Raw genomic sequence first — 15,261 nt, 5'->3', positions numbered from 1 at the left:
TATTCCTCAGAAACCTAGACTGGATAATAAATCGTCGACATCGACCTGACTGGTGGCAACACCGCCTTCTCTATCATCCACCCCCGGCACCACGGGGCCGGGCAGCTCGGTATGGGCCTGAACCGTCGCCGGATCGCCGCTCCTGCGCCCGGAGATACTGATCAATTTAACCATGCTGATCTCCAATTCCTGCACCAGATCGATCACGCGGCGGATAATTTGTCCGGTAATATCCTGAAACCCCTGCGCCATTAAAATGTCGTTCAAGCCGGACTGCACTTGCTCCAGCCCGGTTTTGGATTCTTTGAAGTGCAGGGATATCTCGGCACTCATCGATTTAAATTCGTCCAGCGGCATTTCCCTATCCAGAAAACGCCCCCATTTTCCGGACAGCAAGGCCACCCGATCGTTCAACTGCTGAGAGATAGGGACCAGATTTTCCACCGCCGTCAGGGTTTGGTCGGCCGCCTGCTCGGTCATGTGTATCACATACTGTAACCGCTCTTTGGCATCGGGAATATCGTGCTCGGTCATGGCGGCAATTTTAGCATCCACGCTAAAGCTCACCATGGTGTCATGCAATTGCCGGGTTAAACGGCCGATTTCCTTGAATAACTGGGTTTCCCGTAACCCCGCCAATTCATCCAACAAGCCGTCCGCAACAATTTGGTCACCGTTTTCCAACGCCGCAACCAAATCTTTGGCTAAACTCAGAAGGTCACTCTTCATGTATTTCGCTCCCGGGGTTAGCCTTCGATACGTTCAAAAATTTTTTCGATTTTCTCTTTAAGGGTAGCAGCCGTGAAAGGCTTGATGACATAACCGTTAACGCCCGCCTGAGCCGCCATGATAATCTGCTCGCGTTTGGCTTCGGCCGTCACCATCAGTACCGGCAGGTTGGCCAAGTGCGGATTGGAACGTACCGCCTTTAACAAGTCTATACCGGTCATACCCGGCATGTTCCAGTCGGTCACCAGAAAATCGATACCGCCCTTCTCCAGAATCGGCAATGCGGATTTGCCGTCATCTGCTTCCACGGTATTGGTAAACCCAAGGTCTTTTAATAAGTTTTTTACTATTCTCCGCATTGTTGAAAAATCATCAACAATCAGAATTTTCATGTTTTTATCCAAGGATAATCTCCACCCAGATCACGTCATAATTTATAGGAATTTCCGAACAAGTTGATTCCGCTTTCGCTTAGGCAAGCCCGGGACTTAATCAGAATTTACCATAGGTATAATTTCTACCTTCACACCGAACAAAACCCTAATTTTTGCGCCCGCCTACGCGTTTGCGCCATTATCTTTCCCTTCCAACCAATCTGCAAGCCTGGCCCGCAGCCGCAACATGGCTTGGCTGCATATCTGGCTCACCCGGGATTCGCTCACTTCCAATACTTGGCCGATCTCGCGCAGGTTCAATTCCTCATCGTAATAGAGCGACACGACCAGACGCTCTCTTTCCGGCAACTCGGAGATAGCTTTGGCCAAAGCTTGCCGAAAGCCTTGTTGAATCAATTGCTCCTCGGGCAAATATTCGCCATGAATATCGTCGATGATGCTGTCCTCCCCTTGCAGCAACTCTTCAACGCTAAAGGTTTTACAGGATACGGTATCCTGCAGTATCTGCCGATATTCGCCCAGCTCCATGCCCATATGGCCGGCGACTTCGCTATCCTTGGCGTCGCGACCCACTTGGTTTTCCACTTCGCGTATCGCCTCGGCAACCATGCGCGCCTTCTTATGCACGGAGCGGGGCGTCCAGTCGGCGCGGCGCAATTCGTCCAGCATCGCGCCGCGAATCCGAATCCCGGCATAGGTCTCGAAACTGGCGCCCTGCCCCGCATCGTAATGTTTCAGCGCTTCCAGCAAACCCAACATACCCGACTGAATCAAATCGTCGATTTGCACGGTATCGGGCAAACGCCCCATTAAATGGTAGGCAATGCGCTTTACTAACGGCGCGTGCTGAATCACCAAATCGTCGGTGCTTCCAGCCTGCATCGCAGCATACATTGCCGCTCCGGTCACGCCACATCCTCCCGGGCACTATACTGAATCATGCGCTCGACAAAAAATTCCAGATAGCCGCCGGCTTTAGGCTTGATGGGCCAATGATCGATTTTTCGGGCCAGATTTTTAATCGCCAAGGCCGATTTGCTTTGCGGAAACGCCTCCACCACCGGGGTTTGTTTTTGGACGGATTTTTTCAGGTAGTCGTCCTGCGGCACCGCTCCGACAAACTGTAGCGCCACATCCAGATAACGGTCGGTTACCTTGCTCAATTTATTGAACAAGGCCTGACCATGCTCGGCCGACTGCACCATATTGGTAATGATATGAAAACTGTTGAGACCGTAATCCCGATTCAATAATTTGATGTAGGCATAGGCATCGGCCAGCGAAGTCGGCTCGTCGCATACGACCACGACAATTTCCTGGCAGGCGCGGGCAAAATTCACCACGCTGGCCGAAATGCCCGCCGCCGTATCGACAATCAACACATCCAGTTCCTTGTCAATTTCACTGAAAGCGCGAATCACTCCGGCTTGCTCGACACTGCTTAGGTCAGACATCCGCTGAATTCCCGAGGACGCCGGAATAATTTTTACGCCGGCGGGGCCGGTCATCATAATCTCTTTCAGCGTTTTCTCGCCCGTTAACACATGCGATAAATTAAATTCCGGGAACATACCCAATAAAATATCGACATTGGCCAAGCCCATGTCCGCATCCAGAATCGCCACCCGCCGCCCGGCCTTAGCCAAGGCCACGCCGATATTGACCGATAAATTGGTCTTGCCCACCCCACCTTTGCCGCTGGTCACGGCGATCACACGCACGGGTTTCATTTGTCTCATTCGCCTTATTCCAGCTGCCTGGTCTTGTGACTTATGCATGGCTTTCAGCCATCCACTGATCGTAATTCATCGGGTCCGTATACTGTTCGTCATCCTCTTGCAACAAACATTGCTGCATCAGGGCCTCGGCATCCGGCACATAAATGTCTTCCGGCACTTGCTGCCCATCGGTGATGAACGACAATGGCATGCGCCGTTCGATCAATGCCGACAAAGCCGTCGCCTTACTGACCGCTTCGTCAAACTTGGTAAGTATAGTTGCTTGCGGCTCAAGTATCCGGAACGCGTCCATAATTTCCAAAGCCGCCTTATATTGGGTTGTAGCGGACATCACCAAATAGGATTGAATAGGCAGATCGCCGTGCTGCAAGGTTTTAATTTGCTCCGCCAGACGCAAGTCGCGCTGGCTCATGCCGGCGGTATCGATCAGAATCAAGCGTTTATCGGATAAACTGTCGATATGTTGGCGCAACTCGTCCGCATCGCCGGCCACCCGCACGGGCACATCCAAAATTTTACCGTAGGTATTGATTTGCTCGTGGGCGCCAATCCGGTAATTATCGGTGGTAATCAAGGCAATTTGCCGCGAGCCGTGTTTCAACATGAACTGCGCGGCCAGTTTGGCAATCGTCGTGGTTTTACCGACGCCGGTTGAACCCACCAGGGCGGCGATACCGCCCTGCTCCAGCAAACGGTCGTCGGCAATCGGCACCACTCTGGCCAACATCTCCTGCGACTTGGCTAGCGCAACATCGAATTGTTTATGGTTACCCAAGCGATTGGTAATTTTACCGGCCAAGTTTTTGGAAAATCCGCAATCCAGCAACCGTTCCTGCAACGCCTGCCGCAATGATTGTTCGCCAGGCAGCGGCAAATGGGTAATGCCGGATAATTTCGTATCCAGCAACGCCCGCATATCTTTCATTTCCTTGCGCATCTCCTCCATGAATTTATCGGAAGATGCTATTTGCGCGGGTTTAGGCGCTTCGGCAACCACGGGTTTACGAACCGTATTCGTATTTGCGGCCCAAGCGGGTTTTTCGGCCACCTTTTCGGCAACCTTAAGTTTTTCGGAAATTTTTTGCGCACTGGCGCTGCCTAGCTGCACTTTTTCGGCGTATCCGATATATTGGTCCAGATTACGCCGTAGCGGGTTTTCGACTTCGTTACCTTTTTTACGCGCGCTGCTGACTAAATGGGCCGGCTTTTCATCGCCCGAAAATTCGGGCAAATCGTATTTTTTCAACCGCTTGGCGATCAGTTCTTCCTCTTGTTTTTGCTTGAGGTTTTTGTGTATCACCTCTTCGTCGAAATCGCGGGCAGCGACGATTTCCACGCCGCCATCGACGGAACGATTGGACATGATTACCGCGTCGGCGCCCAATTCTTCTTTCACCATGCGCATGGCCTGACGGATATCCGCCGCAAAAAAGCGTTTAATTTTCATCGCCTGTCCTCTTTAAATCATTAAGCCCGCTGACCTACCGTCGAAACCACCCGGATTTGCCTATCCTGCGGAATTTCGTTGTATGCCAACACATGCAAACCGGGTATGGAATGACGAACGAAGCGTGCCAGCCAAGGCCGGATGAAGGACGACACCAGCAATACCGCCGCCTGCCCTTCCATTTCCATGCGCTGAGCGCTTTCTTCCAGCGACTGGTGCATTTGTTCCGCTAAACCGGGTTCCAACCCCGCACCGCCTTCGCCCGCCGTCTGCAATGACTTATGCAATATCTGTTCCAGACTAGGATCAAGCGTAATGACAGGAATCTCCACCTGTACCCCATTGATTTCATGGACAATTGAGCGCCCCAGCGCCACCCGCGCCGCCGAGGTCAAGATGTCCGGATCTTGACTCCTGGCCCCGTACTCCGCCAAAGTTTCGGCGATCGTCCGCATATCGCGTATCGCAACTTTTTCCTGTAACAGGTTTTGCAGGACTTTTACCACCACGCCCAACGGCAAGGTTTTGGGCACCAAATCCTCAACCAATTTAGGCGCCACCTTGGACAGGTTATCCAACAACTGTTGCGCTTCTTCATATCCGAATAATTCGTAGGCATTACTCTGCAAAATATGGCTGAGATGGGTTGCCACCACGGTACCCGGGTCGACCACGGTATACCCCAAGGTTTGGGCGTGGTCTTTTTGCGCCAGCTCTATCCATACCGCATCCAGACCGAAAGCCGGATCTTTACAAGCCACGCCCGGCAGATTGCCGAACACCCGCCCGGGATTGATGGCCATTTCCTTTTCCGGAATGATTTCCGCCTCGCCGACCGTAACCCCCATCAAGGAAATGCGGTAAGCGGTCGGCGATAAATCCAGATTGTCGCGGATGTGTACCGACGGAATCAGGAAGCCCAGTTCTTGAGACAGCTTTTTCCGCACCCCTTTTATACGCGTCATCAACTGCCCGCCTTGATTTCTGTCCACCAACGGAATCAGCCTATAACCGACTTCCAGACCGATGGTATCCACCGGCATCACGTCATCCCAGCCCAGCTCCTTGACCTCGGCCTTGGCCAATTGCTGCTGCGGCGAGACGATGCGCTCCATCTCCAGGGCCTTTTCTTCTTCCAGTTTGCGCCTGTGGTCAATTAAATAAGCAGCGCCGCCCAAGGCGCCCGCCAACAACATAAACACCATATTGGGCATGCCGGGAATGATACCCAGCAAACCCATCACACAAGCGGTGACAATCAAGGTCTTGGGGTCCTGGAACAACTGGGCGGAGACCTGTTGCCCCAAGTCCTGCTTACTGCCGCGCACCCGTGTCACCACCATGGCCGATGCCACCGACAGCAAAAGAGCCGGGATCTGCGCCACCAAACCGTCGCCGATAGTCAATAACACATAGGCATTGGCCGCGTCGGCAAAGTTCATATCGTGCTGTCCCACGCCGATAGCCAAACCGCCGATCACGTTGACGAACAAAATAATAATGCCCGCCACCGCGTCGCCGCGCACAAATTTGCTGGCACCGTCCATGGAGCCGTAGAAATCCGCCTCGGCCGCCACTTCTTCCCGTCTGGCGCGCGCCTCGTCCTGATTGATCAAGCCGGAATTCAAATCGGCATCGATCGCCATCTGCTTACCGGGCATGGCATCCAGGGTAAACCGGGCGCTGACCTCGGCCACCCGCCCGGCGCCCTTGGTGACGACCACGAAGTTGATGACCACTAAAATCGCGAACACCACGATACCCACGGCAAAGTTGCCGCCGATCACGAACGAGCCGAACGCTTCGATAACCTTACCGGCGGCATCGCCGCCTTCGTGGCCCTTCATCAACACCACCCGGGTGGAGGCCACATTCAGCGCCAGCCGCAGCAAGGTCGCCACCAGAATCACGGTGGGGAATGAGGCAAACTCCAGCGGTTTCATGCTGTAGATCACCACCAACAGGATAATCAGAGAAAAGGCGATATTGAAAGTGAAAAACAGATCCAGCATGAAGGCCGGCAATGGCAGCACCAACAATGCCAGCAGCATCAGGATAACCAGCGGCGCGCCCAAGCCCATGCCTGTCAGCGATTTCAAGGTAGCGATAATTTTTGCAAAATCCATGATCGGTTTAATTCGATGTTATTGGCGAAAGTCGTCGGGGACCGGCACATCGCTGGGCGGCGCCGGTTTGCTCCAGCCGTTTTGGGTCGCCGCCCTGAGCTGAAAAACATAGGCCAGTATCTGCGCCACCGCCAAAAACAATCCGCGCGGAATTTCTTGATTCAATTCGGTGGAATAATATAAGGCTCGGGCTAAAGACGGCGCCGCCACCAGCGGCACTTTATTGGCTAAGGCCAGATTACGAATTTGCGCCGCCACCAAATCGGCGCCTTTCGCCACCAGCACGGGCGCCCCGCCGCTGTTTTGGTCATACCTTAACGCCACCGCAAAGTGCGTAGGATTGGTCACGATAACATCGGCACTCGGCACCGCCTCCATCATCCGCCGCTGCGCGGCCTGCATCTGCATTTGGCGGATTTTGCCCTTGACTTCCGGACTGCCTTCGGTTTCCTTGTTTTCGTCGCGCACTTCCTGTTTGGTCATCTTCAGCTGCCGCTGGTGATTCCATAATTGGTAGGGCACGTCGATCAATACCAATAATAAAAACGTTGCGCTCAGCACCAGCACCGACATGACGATAATATCGCCGGCCCGCGTCATGGCATGCTCAAGGCTCAGCCTATCCAAGGTCATGAAATCGTCGAAATACACCTTAAACAAATTCCAGGCCACAAAGCCGATCAGAACCACCTTGATCATGGCCTTGATTAACTCGACCACACCTTGAATACCGAAAATCTTTTTTATGCCCTGTAACGGATTCAGTTTGGAGAATTTAGGCTCGAAGGCTTCGCTGGAGAAATTCCAGCCGCCCATCAACAGGGGCGTCAATAAATCGGCGATCATCAGAATGATCATCAGCGGTAAAACCACCGCATAGCCTTCCGAAAAAGCCAGCTTGAAATACATGACGGGCGTCATCGGGTCGAAAATCGCTTCGCGGGACAGGTCGAATTGATGCCGCATCATTTTCAGCAAGCCCTGTACCATGTATTGCCCCATGTAAAAAAACAAGGCAGCGCTGACGATCAAGGTGACGAAGGTGTTCAGTTCCTTGGAACGCGGCACTTGCCCTTTCCTGCGCGACTCGGAAAGCCGCTTGCTGGTGGCGTCTTCGGTTTTGTCCTGGCCGGAATCGTCCGCCATCAGTTCATTCTCAACACTTGGCTAACCAGCACGAACCCGTCCTGCAATTTGTCGGCAAAACCTTCCAGCATGCTGACTAATCCGAGCCAGATGAGCAGCATGCCCAACAGAATAGTGATTGGAAAACCGATACCGAACAGTTGTAATTGCGGCGCGGCTTTCGAGGCAATGCCGAAGCTGATATTGACAAACAGCAGGGTTGCCATGATGGGTAACGCCAATAACACGCCGTCGGCAAAAATCCGGCTACTCCAGGCAATGATTTGCCATAGATTGGCTTTTTCCAAGCCATCGGCAGCTACCGGCAAGCTGTGAAAACTCTGCGCCAACATCTCGATAAGCAGCAAATGCCCGTCCACGGCTAAAAACAACAAACTGGAACCGATCACAAAAAGCTGGGCAATTACCGGTGTCTGTAGGCCGGTAGCCGGGTCGACCAACGACGCAAAACCCAAGCCCATGCTGTACGCTATCGACTGCCCGGCAAACAACAGAATTGAAAAGACCATTTGTAAAATAAAACCGGTGGAAATCCCTATCATCAACTGTTGCACGCTTACGGCCAAGCCCGCCGAACTAAACAGCTCGACCGCCGGCATTTCCGGCAACGTGGGCGCAATGACGAAGGTGATCAACATACTCAGCATCACTTTCAATCTGGCCGGAATGCTATTGACGCTAAAAACGGGAATGGATATAAACATGGCGCTGACCCGCATGAACGGCCAAACGAACGAGGCAAGATAGGCGATAAGTTCGTCTTCTTGAAAATTCATCCTATCAAATTAGGAATTTCGCGCATCAAATCCTGAAAATAATCGATGAGCATTTGCAACATACCCGGACCGGCAATCATCAATACCACGACTATGACGGCGAGTTTCGGAATAAAGGTAAGGGTTTGCTCCTGAATCGAGGTTGCCGCCTGAAACATCGAAACCAACAAGCCGATAGCCAAGGAAGACAATAAAATCGGCCCCATAATTTTCAGCGCCACCATGACCGTTTCCTGGGCGATTACCGATATGGTTTCGGGGGTCATTTAAACAACCGCAACGTTAAACATAAAAACTGGCCGCCAGCATTTCCAGCACCAGCGACCATCCGTCCGCTAATACAAACAGCATGATTTTAAACGGCAGGGACACGATCATCGGCGACAGCATCATCATACCCATCGACATCAACACGCTGGCCACCACCAAATCGATCACCAAAAACGGCAAAAACACCAGAAAACCGATCTGAAAGGCGGTTTTTAGTTCGCTGGTGACGTAGGCGGGAAGCAGTAGGGAAAAAGGCACATCTTCAGGCTTGTTGATTTGCTCCTTGCCCGAGATTCTGACGAACATGTCGATATCGCTTTCACGGGTTTGCTTGAGCATGAACTGTTTAAAAGGCTCGGACGCGGTTTGCAACGCGGTAACGGCATCCATTTTCTCTTCCAGATAAGGCTGTACAGCCGTATCGTTGACCTTTTCCAACACCGGCATCATGATGAAGATAGTCAAAAACAGCGACAACCCCAGCAGCACCTGATTACTGGGCGCCTGCTGCGCACCCAAGGCCTGCCTTAATAAGCCCAGCACAATCATGATGCGGGTAAAGGAAGTCATGGTTAACAACAATGCCGGCAGCAAGGTCAGCATGGTCATAATGGCCAAAATCTGAATCGTCACCGTATACGTTTCGCCACCCTTGGGATTGGTGGTTACGGTAATCGCGTCTATGCCCGGCGTAGCCGCGCAGACGAGTTCCGGCATACTCAACAGAAAGGCAACCAACCCGCTCAACAGTATCCGCATTTTATACATCGGACTTTCCTTGCAACACTTGCTGTAATTTTTGCGCAAAAAGCCCGTTGACTTGCGGATTTTCCTGATTCTGAAATAAACGGGCATCGCCTTCCAGCTCAAGCAACTTATCGATTCTGCCCGGCGTTACCCCTAGCAATAATTGCTTTTCACCCACTTTTACCAGTACCAGCTTTTCGCGTACACCGACCGACAAACCGGATATGACGCTCAACTGGCCCTTTCCGGCTAAAGACAGGCCGCCGCTTTTGCGCAACAGCCAGATAAGGCTCCCAAACAAGCCCAGCACAACCACCAACGCCAATAGCCATTGCAACGCATCCGCATACGATATGATATTTGCGGACTGCTTTGCCGCACCGGCATCCCCGGCATAACCGGACCCGGCTACCGATACGGCCATCGTAAAAACAAATAGCTGCGTTTTTACCATCAACCCAGCTTTCTAACGCGTTCGGAGGGGCTGATAATATCGGTTAAGCGAATACCGAACTTATCGTTGACCACCACGACTTCGCCATGAGCGACCAACGTGCCGTTCACCAGCACGTCCATGGGTTCGCCGGCAAACCGGTCGAGTTCAACGACCGAACCTTGGTTAAGCTGCAATAAATTTCTGATGTTGATTTTGGTCCTGCCGATTTCCAACGAAACGGTTACCGGCACATCCAAAATAACGTCCAGTTTTACTTCATCGGCGTTGGTATACGTCTTTTGCTTGACGTCCTCGAGATTCGGAAAACCGGCGGCCTCGTATCCTCCGGAACCTTTAGAGCCAGTGGCCTGTTCCTTCAAGGCGTCGCCCCAATCGGCATCAGTATCCGCCTGTTCTTCCATGGCGGCCGCCCAATCATCGCCTATTTCATCGTTTTCACTCATTTCTGATTCGCCTAAACCGTCACAAATTATCTAAATTTACTTTCTCAACTATTTCAATGGCGTAGTTGCCATCCGATAAGCCTAGCTTACCTTTAAAAACCGGTACGTTTTCGACTTCCAGCAATACCGTTTCCGGCATATCAATGGGTATCACATCGCCTTTTTTCAGCTCGATCACATCGCTGATATGCATTTCCTTTTCTATCAGCTTACTGGTCACCGTCACTTCGCTGCGCATAATTTCGATCCTGAGCGATTCCTGCCAGCGCCCGTCGACCTCGCCCCTGTCGCTGGTCACTGCGTCCAACAATTCTCTGATCGGTTCTATCATGGTGTACGGCATGGCAATATTAATATCGCCGCCGCCGCCTTCAAGTTCCACGTGGATGGTCGAAATCACCACGATTTCGGAGGGACTGACGATATTGGCAAACTGCGGATTGACTTCCGAATTGAGATATTCGAAATCCACATCCATGACCGGCTTCCATGCCTCCGCCAGATCCTTGAAGATCATGTCGATAATCAGGCGGATGATCCGCATTTCCGTCGGCGTAAATTCCCGGCCTTCCACCTTGTTATAAAACTGCCCGCCACCGCCGAAAAAATTGTCTACCGCGGTAAAAACCAACCGTGGTTCCATAACGATCAGCGCCCGTCCCCGCAGGGGGGACATGCGAATCACATTCAGATTGGTCGGTACAAACAAGCCCTGGATAAACTCGGAAAATTTTTGTACCTGAATGCCGGATACCGAAATTTCGGCCGCCCGCCGCAAAAAGTTAAACAAGGCAATCCGAAAATAGCGGGCGAACCGCTCGTTGACCATTTCGAGCGTGGGCATCCTGCCGCGAACGATGCGCTCCTGGCTATTGAAGTCATAGAGTCTAGCGGCTTTATTAAGCCCTTCGTCCTCGTGGCCGGTATCGACGTCGCCATCGTCAACGCCGTGCAGCAGCGCGTCGATTTCATCCTGGGAGAGTAAATCCGCGGTAGACATTTATTGCATTACAAATTCAGTAAAATAGACCGCTTTAACCGGGTTCTTCTTCGTCATCAGTTCCATTACCTTTCCTATCTCGGTTAACATCGTTGCTTGCAATTCCTGCTTACCTTCCAACGTTTTAGCCTTGTCCGCGCCCAGCGAGCTGATTGCCATCAATAGATTATTCCGAATCATGGGTTCGTGTTTCTTTAGCGCCGTAGCGTTTGCTTCGCCTTTAACCAATACGGTTACAGACACTTTGACAATTTTGGCACCGGCATTCGGCGGAAAATTGACCAATAAGGGATCGCTCAACTCGTAATACTGTTCCGCCAAAGCTGGATCGGCTTCTTCTTCTTTTTTCTCTTCTTCGGCTGACTTAGCCTCGTCTTTTTTATCGGTTTGTGCCGAATCGGCCGGCTTATTCATAAAAAAGAAATAACCGCCGGCTCCGCCGCCCAGTAACAAGACCGTTACCGCGATGATGATGATTAGTTTTTTTGATGACTTTTTTTCAGCGTCTTTTGGTTCAGTATCAGCCATACCCTGCCCTTGTAAATGAATAAGCATTAAATGCGCCAAACTTCCGGACCGCCATTTATTGCTCGTTACCGTTAGCTAAATCCGTATCGATAATACAAGAAAAAACATTGTTTTAGAAGGATGCTCCAAGCAACAGCCAAAAACCGCTCGCTTGCCGGACGTTATCGAGGAACGCTTTGAATCTTATTCGGAGGGGGTTGCAAGCGTCAAAATTTAGACAGTCCTGCAAATAGACGACGGATGGCGGAGAACGGGCTCTCCGCCATCCGTAAAGATTACAACGAGTTTACCGCGTTCAATTCTTGGAAAGCTTGTTGCAAGCGGACAACCATACCTTCTTGACCGGCACGTTGCCATACCCGTGGGTCATAGTATTTTTTATTAGGTTTATCGGCACCGTCGGGGTTGCCGATTTGGCCTTGCAAATAGCCTTCGTTTTTCTTGTAAAAGTTCATCACGCCTTCCCAGGTTGCCCATTGGGTATCGGTGTCGATGTTCATCTTAACCACGCCATAGCTAATGGATTCCTTGATTTCCTCCGGAGAAGAGCCGGAACCGCCATGGAATACGAAAGTCAACGATTTAGGCGGCAAACCGAACTTTTCGGACACGTATTTTTGCGAATTATCCAAAATTGCCGGCGTCAGTTTAACGTTGCCCGGCGAATAAACCCCATGTACGTTACCGAATGAAGCCGCAATCGTGAAATTAGGGCTGATTTTGTTCAAATGCTCATAAGCATATGCCACGTCTTCCGGCTGAGTGTACAGCGCGGAGTGGTCCATGCCGCTATTGTCGACACCGTCTTCTTCGCCGCCGGTGCAGCCTAGTTCGATTTCCAGCGTCATACCCATTTTGGACATGCGTTCCAGGTATTTACCGCAAGTCTCGATGTTTTCTTCCAGACTTTCTTCGGACAAGTCCAGCATGTGCGAGCTGAATAAAGGCTTACCGGTTGCGGCAAAGAATTTTTCGCCTTCGTCCAGCATGCCGTCTACCCATGGCAGCAGTTTTTTCGCCGCATGGTCGGTATGTAAAATCACGGGCACGCCGTACAGTTCCGCCATGCGGTGTACGTGATGAGCGCCGGAAATCGCGCCGACGATAGAACAGCCTTGACCTTCCAATTTCAGACCTTTACCGGCCATAAAAGCCGCGCCGCCATTTGAAAATTGAATAATGACAGGCGATTTCGCCTTTGCGGCGGCTTCCAAAACCGCATTGATGGTATCGGTACTGATCACGTTGACCGCGGGCAATGCAAAGCTATTTTCCTTGCAGAGCGCGAACAATTTTTGTACATCTTCACCGGTAACGACACCGGGTTTTACAACATCTAAAATTTTTGTCATGCAATTTATCCTGTTATCAATAAATGAAGGCCGCGTACTCGATTCGGCGGCCTTGCAAATAGAAGCGCGCCGTGCAAGGGTAACTTACACGGGGCTAGGTCATCTTTAAGCTTCCAGAGCGGCCAAACGGTCCGACAATAATTTTTCCAATGTTTCCAAAGCCTTGGCAAAACCATCGATACCTTCGGCCAATTTTTCCTTGGCCATGCGGTTTTCTTCGTGCATGCGTTCGAAAGTCGCTTTATCCACGTTGATTTTTTCCACTGATGCACCCGCGGCTGCGGCAGGATCCAGTTTACGCGGCAAATCGCCTTCGACGGATTGCAGTTCAGCCAACAAAGAGGGTGCAATCGTCAATAAATCGCAACCGGCCAGCTCGGTGATCTCGCCGATGTTTCTGAAGCTTGCGCCCATTACTTCGGTGTTGTACCCGAATTTTTTATAGTAGTTATAAACTTCGGTCACTGACAATACGCCCGGATCTTCAGCTGGAGCGTAAGAATCACGACCGGTATCTTTTTTGTACCAATCCAGAATACGTCCCACGAAAGGCGAAATCAGAGTGATGCCGTTTTCCGCGCAAGCAATCGCTTGGTGCATGCCGAACAACAATGTCAGGTTGCAATGAATGCCTTCTTTTTCCAAAACAGCCGCCGCTTGAATACCTTCCCAAGTCGCGGCAATTTTAATCAGCACGCGCTCCTTGGAAATACCGGCCGCTTCGTATTGCTTAATCAGATCGCGACCTTTCGCAATGGTAGCGTCGACATCGAAAGATAAGCGCGCATCAACTTCCGTCGAAACCCGGCCTTCGATGATTTCCAAAATTTTCAGACCGAAAGACACTGCCAAACGGTCGAATGCCAAAGATACGACTTCCGCGGCCGCAGCACCGGCCCCCAAAGTCGCGCGCGCACCTTTCAAGGTATCGTCGACAATACCTTGATATTGCGGCATTTGCGCCGCAGCGGTGATCAGAGACGGATTGGTGGTTGCATCGCGTGGTTTAAATGTTTCAATAGCTTGGATGTCGCCGGTATCCGCGACCACTACTGTCATTTCGCGAAGTTGCTCAAGTAAGTTTCTTGCCATGAAAGTGTCCTCGTTGTGTAGTTTAAATGGAGGTTCCCGTACTTAAAACAGCTGCTTATCTGTCGTAGACGCAACTTGATTTCTTATAGGAATATTTGAAAAAACTGTTTATGTGGTTTGTATGCAAAAGCAAAATCGCCACTCATCGCAACCCCGGACTGCATCGGCAGACTCTTAAGGCGCAACTTGTGGCGATCCTTCAACAATAACCTGCTAACTAATTTTTGGAGCCCTTGCGCGGAAACCCATTTCCGCCCCTCGGTTCCGAAACAATCAATTAACCTTTATCGCGCAAATATTTTTCAACGCCAGTTGCTCTTGCCGCCGCAGCTTCTCTGTCTTTCACAATCTGTTTAGCCATATATTTAGCTACGCCAGTTGATGGATTTGCTGTTTGCTTTTCTAAATACTTGTCAACACCGGTTTTATTGGCACCCATTTTTTCCAAGTATTTTTCCACGCCGGTAGCGCCGGTAGCGGCAACATAATCGCCCGCGGCCGATGATACCGCCGCTTGTCCGCCGGATTTTTTACTATAAACCACAAAACCTATTGCGGCCAAAGCAATCAATCCGATATAGGAAAAATCGGACGAAGCCGCTTTTTCGTTTTCTATCACTTCCAGTTCCGCGCTTGCAGCAGACACCGTAGCTGATGCGGATTTTGCGGAAGAGCCCGCCGCGCTTGGCACCGCCGCGCTATGTTTATAGTCCGCATCTTTATAAAGCACTTTCGGTTGGAAGTTAGTAGCCGGATATTTCGGGTCCGCTTCCGCTTCTTCCTCCACTGCGGCAGCTGCCGGTTTCGATTCAGGAGCGCTTTGCGCGCTTTCGTCGCTAAAAACCACCTTTGGCTGGAAGTCCGCGGCCGGATAATCCGAAGCCGCCAATACGGAAGTGCTAGCAAATACTAATGCTGCCAAAACGGCTTTAGTCAATTTATTATTTTTCACGTTTATCACCTATGATTCGTTGAACCTAACCGGAGCTTGAAAAATCAAGCTCCAATCTATTA

General features: G+C 51.2%; 17 protein-coding genes. All 17 read right to left on the bottom strand.

Annotated elements, in window-relative coordinates; genetic code table 11:
• Positions 1 to 6: 6 nt before the first annotated feature.
• On the bottom strand, positions 7 to 729 hold the full coding sequence (locus tag NP596_RS06960) for a protein phosphatase CheZ (protein WP_256614570.1): 723 nt from the start codon (positions 727 to 729) through the stop codon (positions 7 to 9).
• A 17-nt stretch (positions 730 to 746) separates the two neighbouring features.
• Positions 747 to 1,121 (bottom strand): chemotaxis response regulator CheY, encoded by a 375-nt coding sequence (locus NP596_RS06955; RefSeq protein WP_443192354.1) that lies wholly within the window; start codon positions 1,119 to 1,121, stop codon positions 747 to 749.
• Between the two features lie 165 nt (positions 1,122 to 1,286).
• Positions 1,287 to 2,018, bottom strand: coding sequence for an RNA polymerase sigma factor FliA (locus NP596_RS06950; RefSeq protein ID WP_256614599.1), 732 nt, complete (start codon positions 2,016 to 2,018; stop codon positions 1,287 to 1,289).
• Between the two features lie 11 nt (positions 2,019 to 2,029).
• Complete coding sequence (locus NP596_RS06945) at positions 2,030 to 2,854, bottom strand: MinD/ParA family protein (RefSeq protein WP_443192352.1); 825 nt, start codon at positions 2,852 to 2,854, stop codon at positions 2,030 to 2,032.
• 40 nt (positions 2,855 to 2,894) lie between these two features.
• Positions 2,895 to 4,310, bottom strand: coding sequence for a flagellar biosynthesis GTPase FlhF (gene flhF, locus NP596_RS06940; RefSeq protein ID WP_256614567.1), 1,416 nt, complete (start codon positions 4,308 to 4,310; stop codon positions 2,895 to 2,897).
• A 20-nt stretch (positions 4,311 to 4,330) separates the two neighbouring features.
• Complete coding sequence (gene flhA / locus NP596_RS06935; protein WP_256614566.1) at positions 4,331 to 6,436, bottom strand: flagellar biosynthesis protein FlhA; 2,106 nt, start codon at positions 6,434 to 6,436, stop codon at positions 4,331 to 4,333.
• A gap of 18 nt (positions 6,437 to 6,454) precedes the next feature.
• Entirely contained in the window at positions 6,455 to 7,582 is a 1,128-nt protein-coding gene (gene flhB, locus NP596_RS06930; RefSeq protein WP_256614565.1) for a flagellar biosynthesis protein FlhB, read from the bottom strand.
• On the bottom strand, positions 7,582 to 8,358 hold the full coding sequence (gene fliR / locus NP596_RS06925) for a flagellar biosynthetic protein FliR (protein ID WP_256614564.1): 777 nt from the start codon (positions 8,356 to 8,358) through the stop codon (positions 7,582 to 7,584). The genes flhB and fliR overlap by 1 nt, the downstream gene beginning before the upstream one ends.
• A complete protein-coding gene (fliQ, locus tag NP596_RS06920; RefSeq protein WP_256614563.1) occupies positions 8,355 to 8,624 on the bottom strand; it encodes a flagellar biosynthesis protein FliQ in 270 nt (89 codons plus the stop codon). Before fliQ ends, fliR begins: the two co-directional genes overlap by 4 nt.
• A gap of 16 nt (positions 8,625 to 8,640) precedes the next feature.
• A complete protein-coding gene (gene fliP / locus NP596_RS06915) occupies positions 8,641 to 9,396 on the bottom strand; it encodes a flagellar type III secretion system pore protein FliP (protein WP_371927913.1) in 756 nt (251 codons plus the stop codon).
• Positions 9,389 to 9,799 (bottom strand): flagellar biosynthetic protein FliO, encoded by a 411-nt coding sequence (gene fliO, locus NP596_RS06910; RefSeq protein ID WP_256614562.1) that lies wholly within the window; start codon positions 9,797 to 9,799, stop codon positions 9,389 to 9,391. The genes fliP and fliO overlap by 8 nt, the downstream gene beginning before the upstream one ends.
• A 29-nt stretch (positions 9,800 to 9,828) precedes the next feature.
• Positions 9,829 to 10,275 carry a flagellar motor switch protein FliN gene (gene fliN / locus NP596_RS06905; RefSeq protein WP_256614561.1) on the bottom strand — a complete coding sequence of 149 codons (447 nt, stop codon included), beginning with the start codon at positions 10,273 to 10,275 and terminating at the stop codon, positions 9,829 to 9,831.
• Between the two features lie 19 nt (positions 10,276 to 10,294).
• The gene (gene fliM, locus NP596_RS06900; protein ID WP_256614560.1) at positions 10,295 to 11,275 is read right to left on the bottom strand and encodes a flagellar motor switch protein FliM; all 981 of its coding nucleotides are present in this window, start codon (positions 11,273 to 11,275) and stop codon (positions 10,295 to 10,297) included.
• Positions 11,276 to 11,803: a flagellar basal body-associated FliL family protein gene (locus tag NP596_RS06895; protein ID WP_256614559.1), complete on the bottom strand. Its 528-nt coding sequence runs from the start codon at positions 11,801 to 11,803 to the stop codon at positions 11,276 to 11,278.
• Positions 11,804 to 12,078: 275 nt separating this feature from the next.
• Complete coding sequence (gene fbaA, locus NP596_RS06890; protein WP_256614558.1) at positions 12,079 to 13,155, bottom strand: class II fructose-bisphosphate aldolase; 1,077 nt, start codon at positions 13,153 to 13,155, stop codon at positions 12,079 to 12,081.
• A 105-nt stretch (positions 13,156 to 13,260) separates the two neighbouring features.
• Positions 13,261 to 14,247, bottom strand: coding sequence for a transaldolase (locus NP596_RS06885; RefSeq protein WP_256614557.1), 987 nt, complete (start codon positions 14,245 to 14,247; stop codon positions 13,261 to 13,263).
• A gap of 277 nt (positions 14,248 to 14,524) precedes the next feature.
• Positions 14,525 to 15,199 carry a hypothetical protein gene (locus tag NP596_RS06880; protein ID WP_256614556.1) on the bottom strand — a complete coding sequence of 225 codons (675 nt, stop codon included), beginning with the start codon at positions 15,197 to 15,199 and terminating at the stop codon, positions 14,525 to 14,527.
• Positions 15,200 to 15,261: the final 62 nt, after the last annotated feature.

The sequence above is a fragment of the Methylomonas rivi genome (assembly GCF_024505165.1).
Lineage (GTDB): Bacteria > Pseudomonadota > Gammaproteobacteria > Methylococcales > Methylomonadaceae > Methylomonas > Methylomonas rivi.
This window is presented reverse-complemented; position numbering and strand designations above follow the sequence as displayed.

Bases quoted from the DNA above. Each gene is read 5' to 3' on its own strand.
- NP596_RS06960 (WP_256614570.1), bottom strand. From the start codon at position 729: ATGAAGAGTGACCTTCTGAGTTTAGCCAAAGATTTGGTTGCGGCGTTG.
- NP596_RS06955 (WP_443192354.1), bottom strand. From the start codon at position 1,121: ATGAAAATTCTGATTGTTGATGATTTTTCAACAATGCGGAGAATAGTA.
- NP596_RS06950 (WP_256614599.1), bottom strand. From the start codon at position 2,018: ATGTATGCTGCGATGCAGGCTGGAAGCACCGACGATTTGGTGATTCAG.
- NP596_RS06945 (WP_443192352.1), bottom strand. From the start codon at position 2,854: ATGAAACCCGTGCGTGTGATCGCCGTGACCAGCGGCAAAGGTGGGGTG.
- flhF (WP_256614567.1), bottom strand. From the start codon at position 4,310: ATGAAAATTAAACGCTTTTTTGCGGCGGATATCCGTCAGGCCATGCGC.
- flhA (WP_256614566.1), bottom strand. From the start codon at position 6,436: ATGGATTTTGCAAAAATTATCGCTACCTTGAAATCGCTGACAGGCATG.
- flhB (WP_256614565.1), bottom strand. From the start codon at position 7,582: ATGGCGGACGATTCCGGCCAGGACAAAACCGAAGACGCCACCAGCAAG.
- fliR (WP_256614564.1), bottom strand. From the start codon at position 8,358: ATGAATTTTCAAGAAGACGAACTTATCGCCTATCTTGCCTCGTTCGTT.
- fliQ (WP_256614563.1), bottom strand. From the start codon at position 8,624: ATGACCCCCGAAACCATATCGGTAATCGCCCAGGAAACGGTCATGGTG.
- fliP (WP_371927913.1), bottom strand. From the start codon at position 9,396: ATGTATAAAATGCGGATACTGTTGAGCGGGTTGGTTGCCTTTCTGTTG.
- fliO (WP_256614562.1), bottom strand. From the start codon at position 9,799: ATGGCCGTATCGGTAGCCGGGTCCGGTTATGCCGGGGATGCCGGTGCG.
- fliN (WP_256614561.1), bottom strand. From the start codon at position 10,275: ATGAGTGAAAACGATGAAATAGGCGATGATTGGGCGGCCGCCATGGAA.
- fliM (WP_256614560.1), bottom strand. From the start codon at position 11,275: ATGTCTACCGCGGATTTACTCTCCCAGGATGAAATCGACGCGCTGCTG.
- NP596_RS06895 (WP_256614559.1), bottom strand. From the start codon at position 11,803: ATGGCTGATACTGAACCAAAAGACGCTGAAAAAAAGTCATCAAAAAAA.
- fbaA (WP_256614558.1), bottom strand. From the start codon at position 13,155: ATGACAAAAATTTTAGATGTTGTAAAACCCGGTGTCGTTACCGGTGAA.
- NP596_RS06885 (WP_256614557.1), bottom strand. From the start codon at position 14,247: ATGGCAAGAAACTTACTTGAGCAACTTCGCGAAATGACAGTAGTGGTC.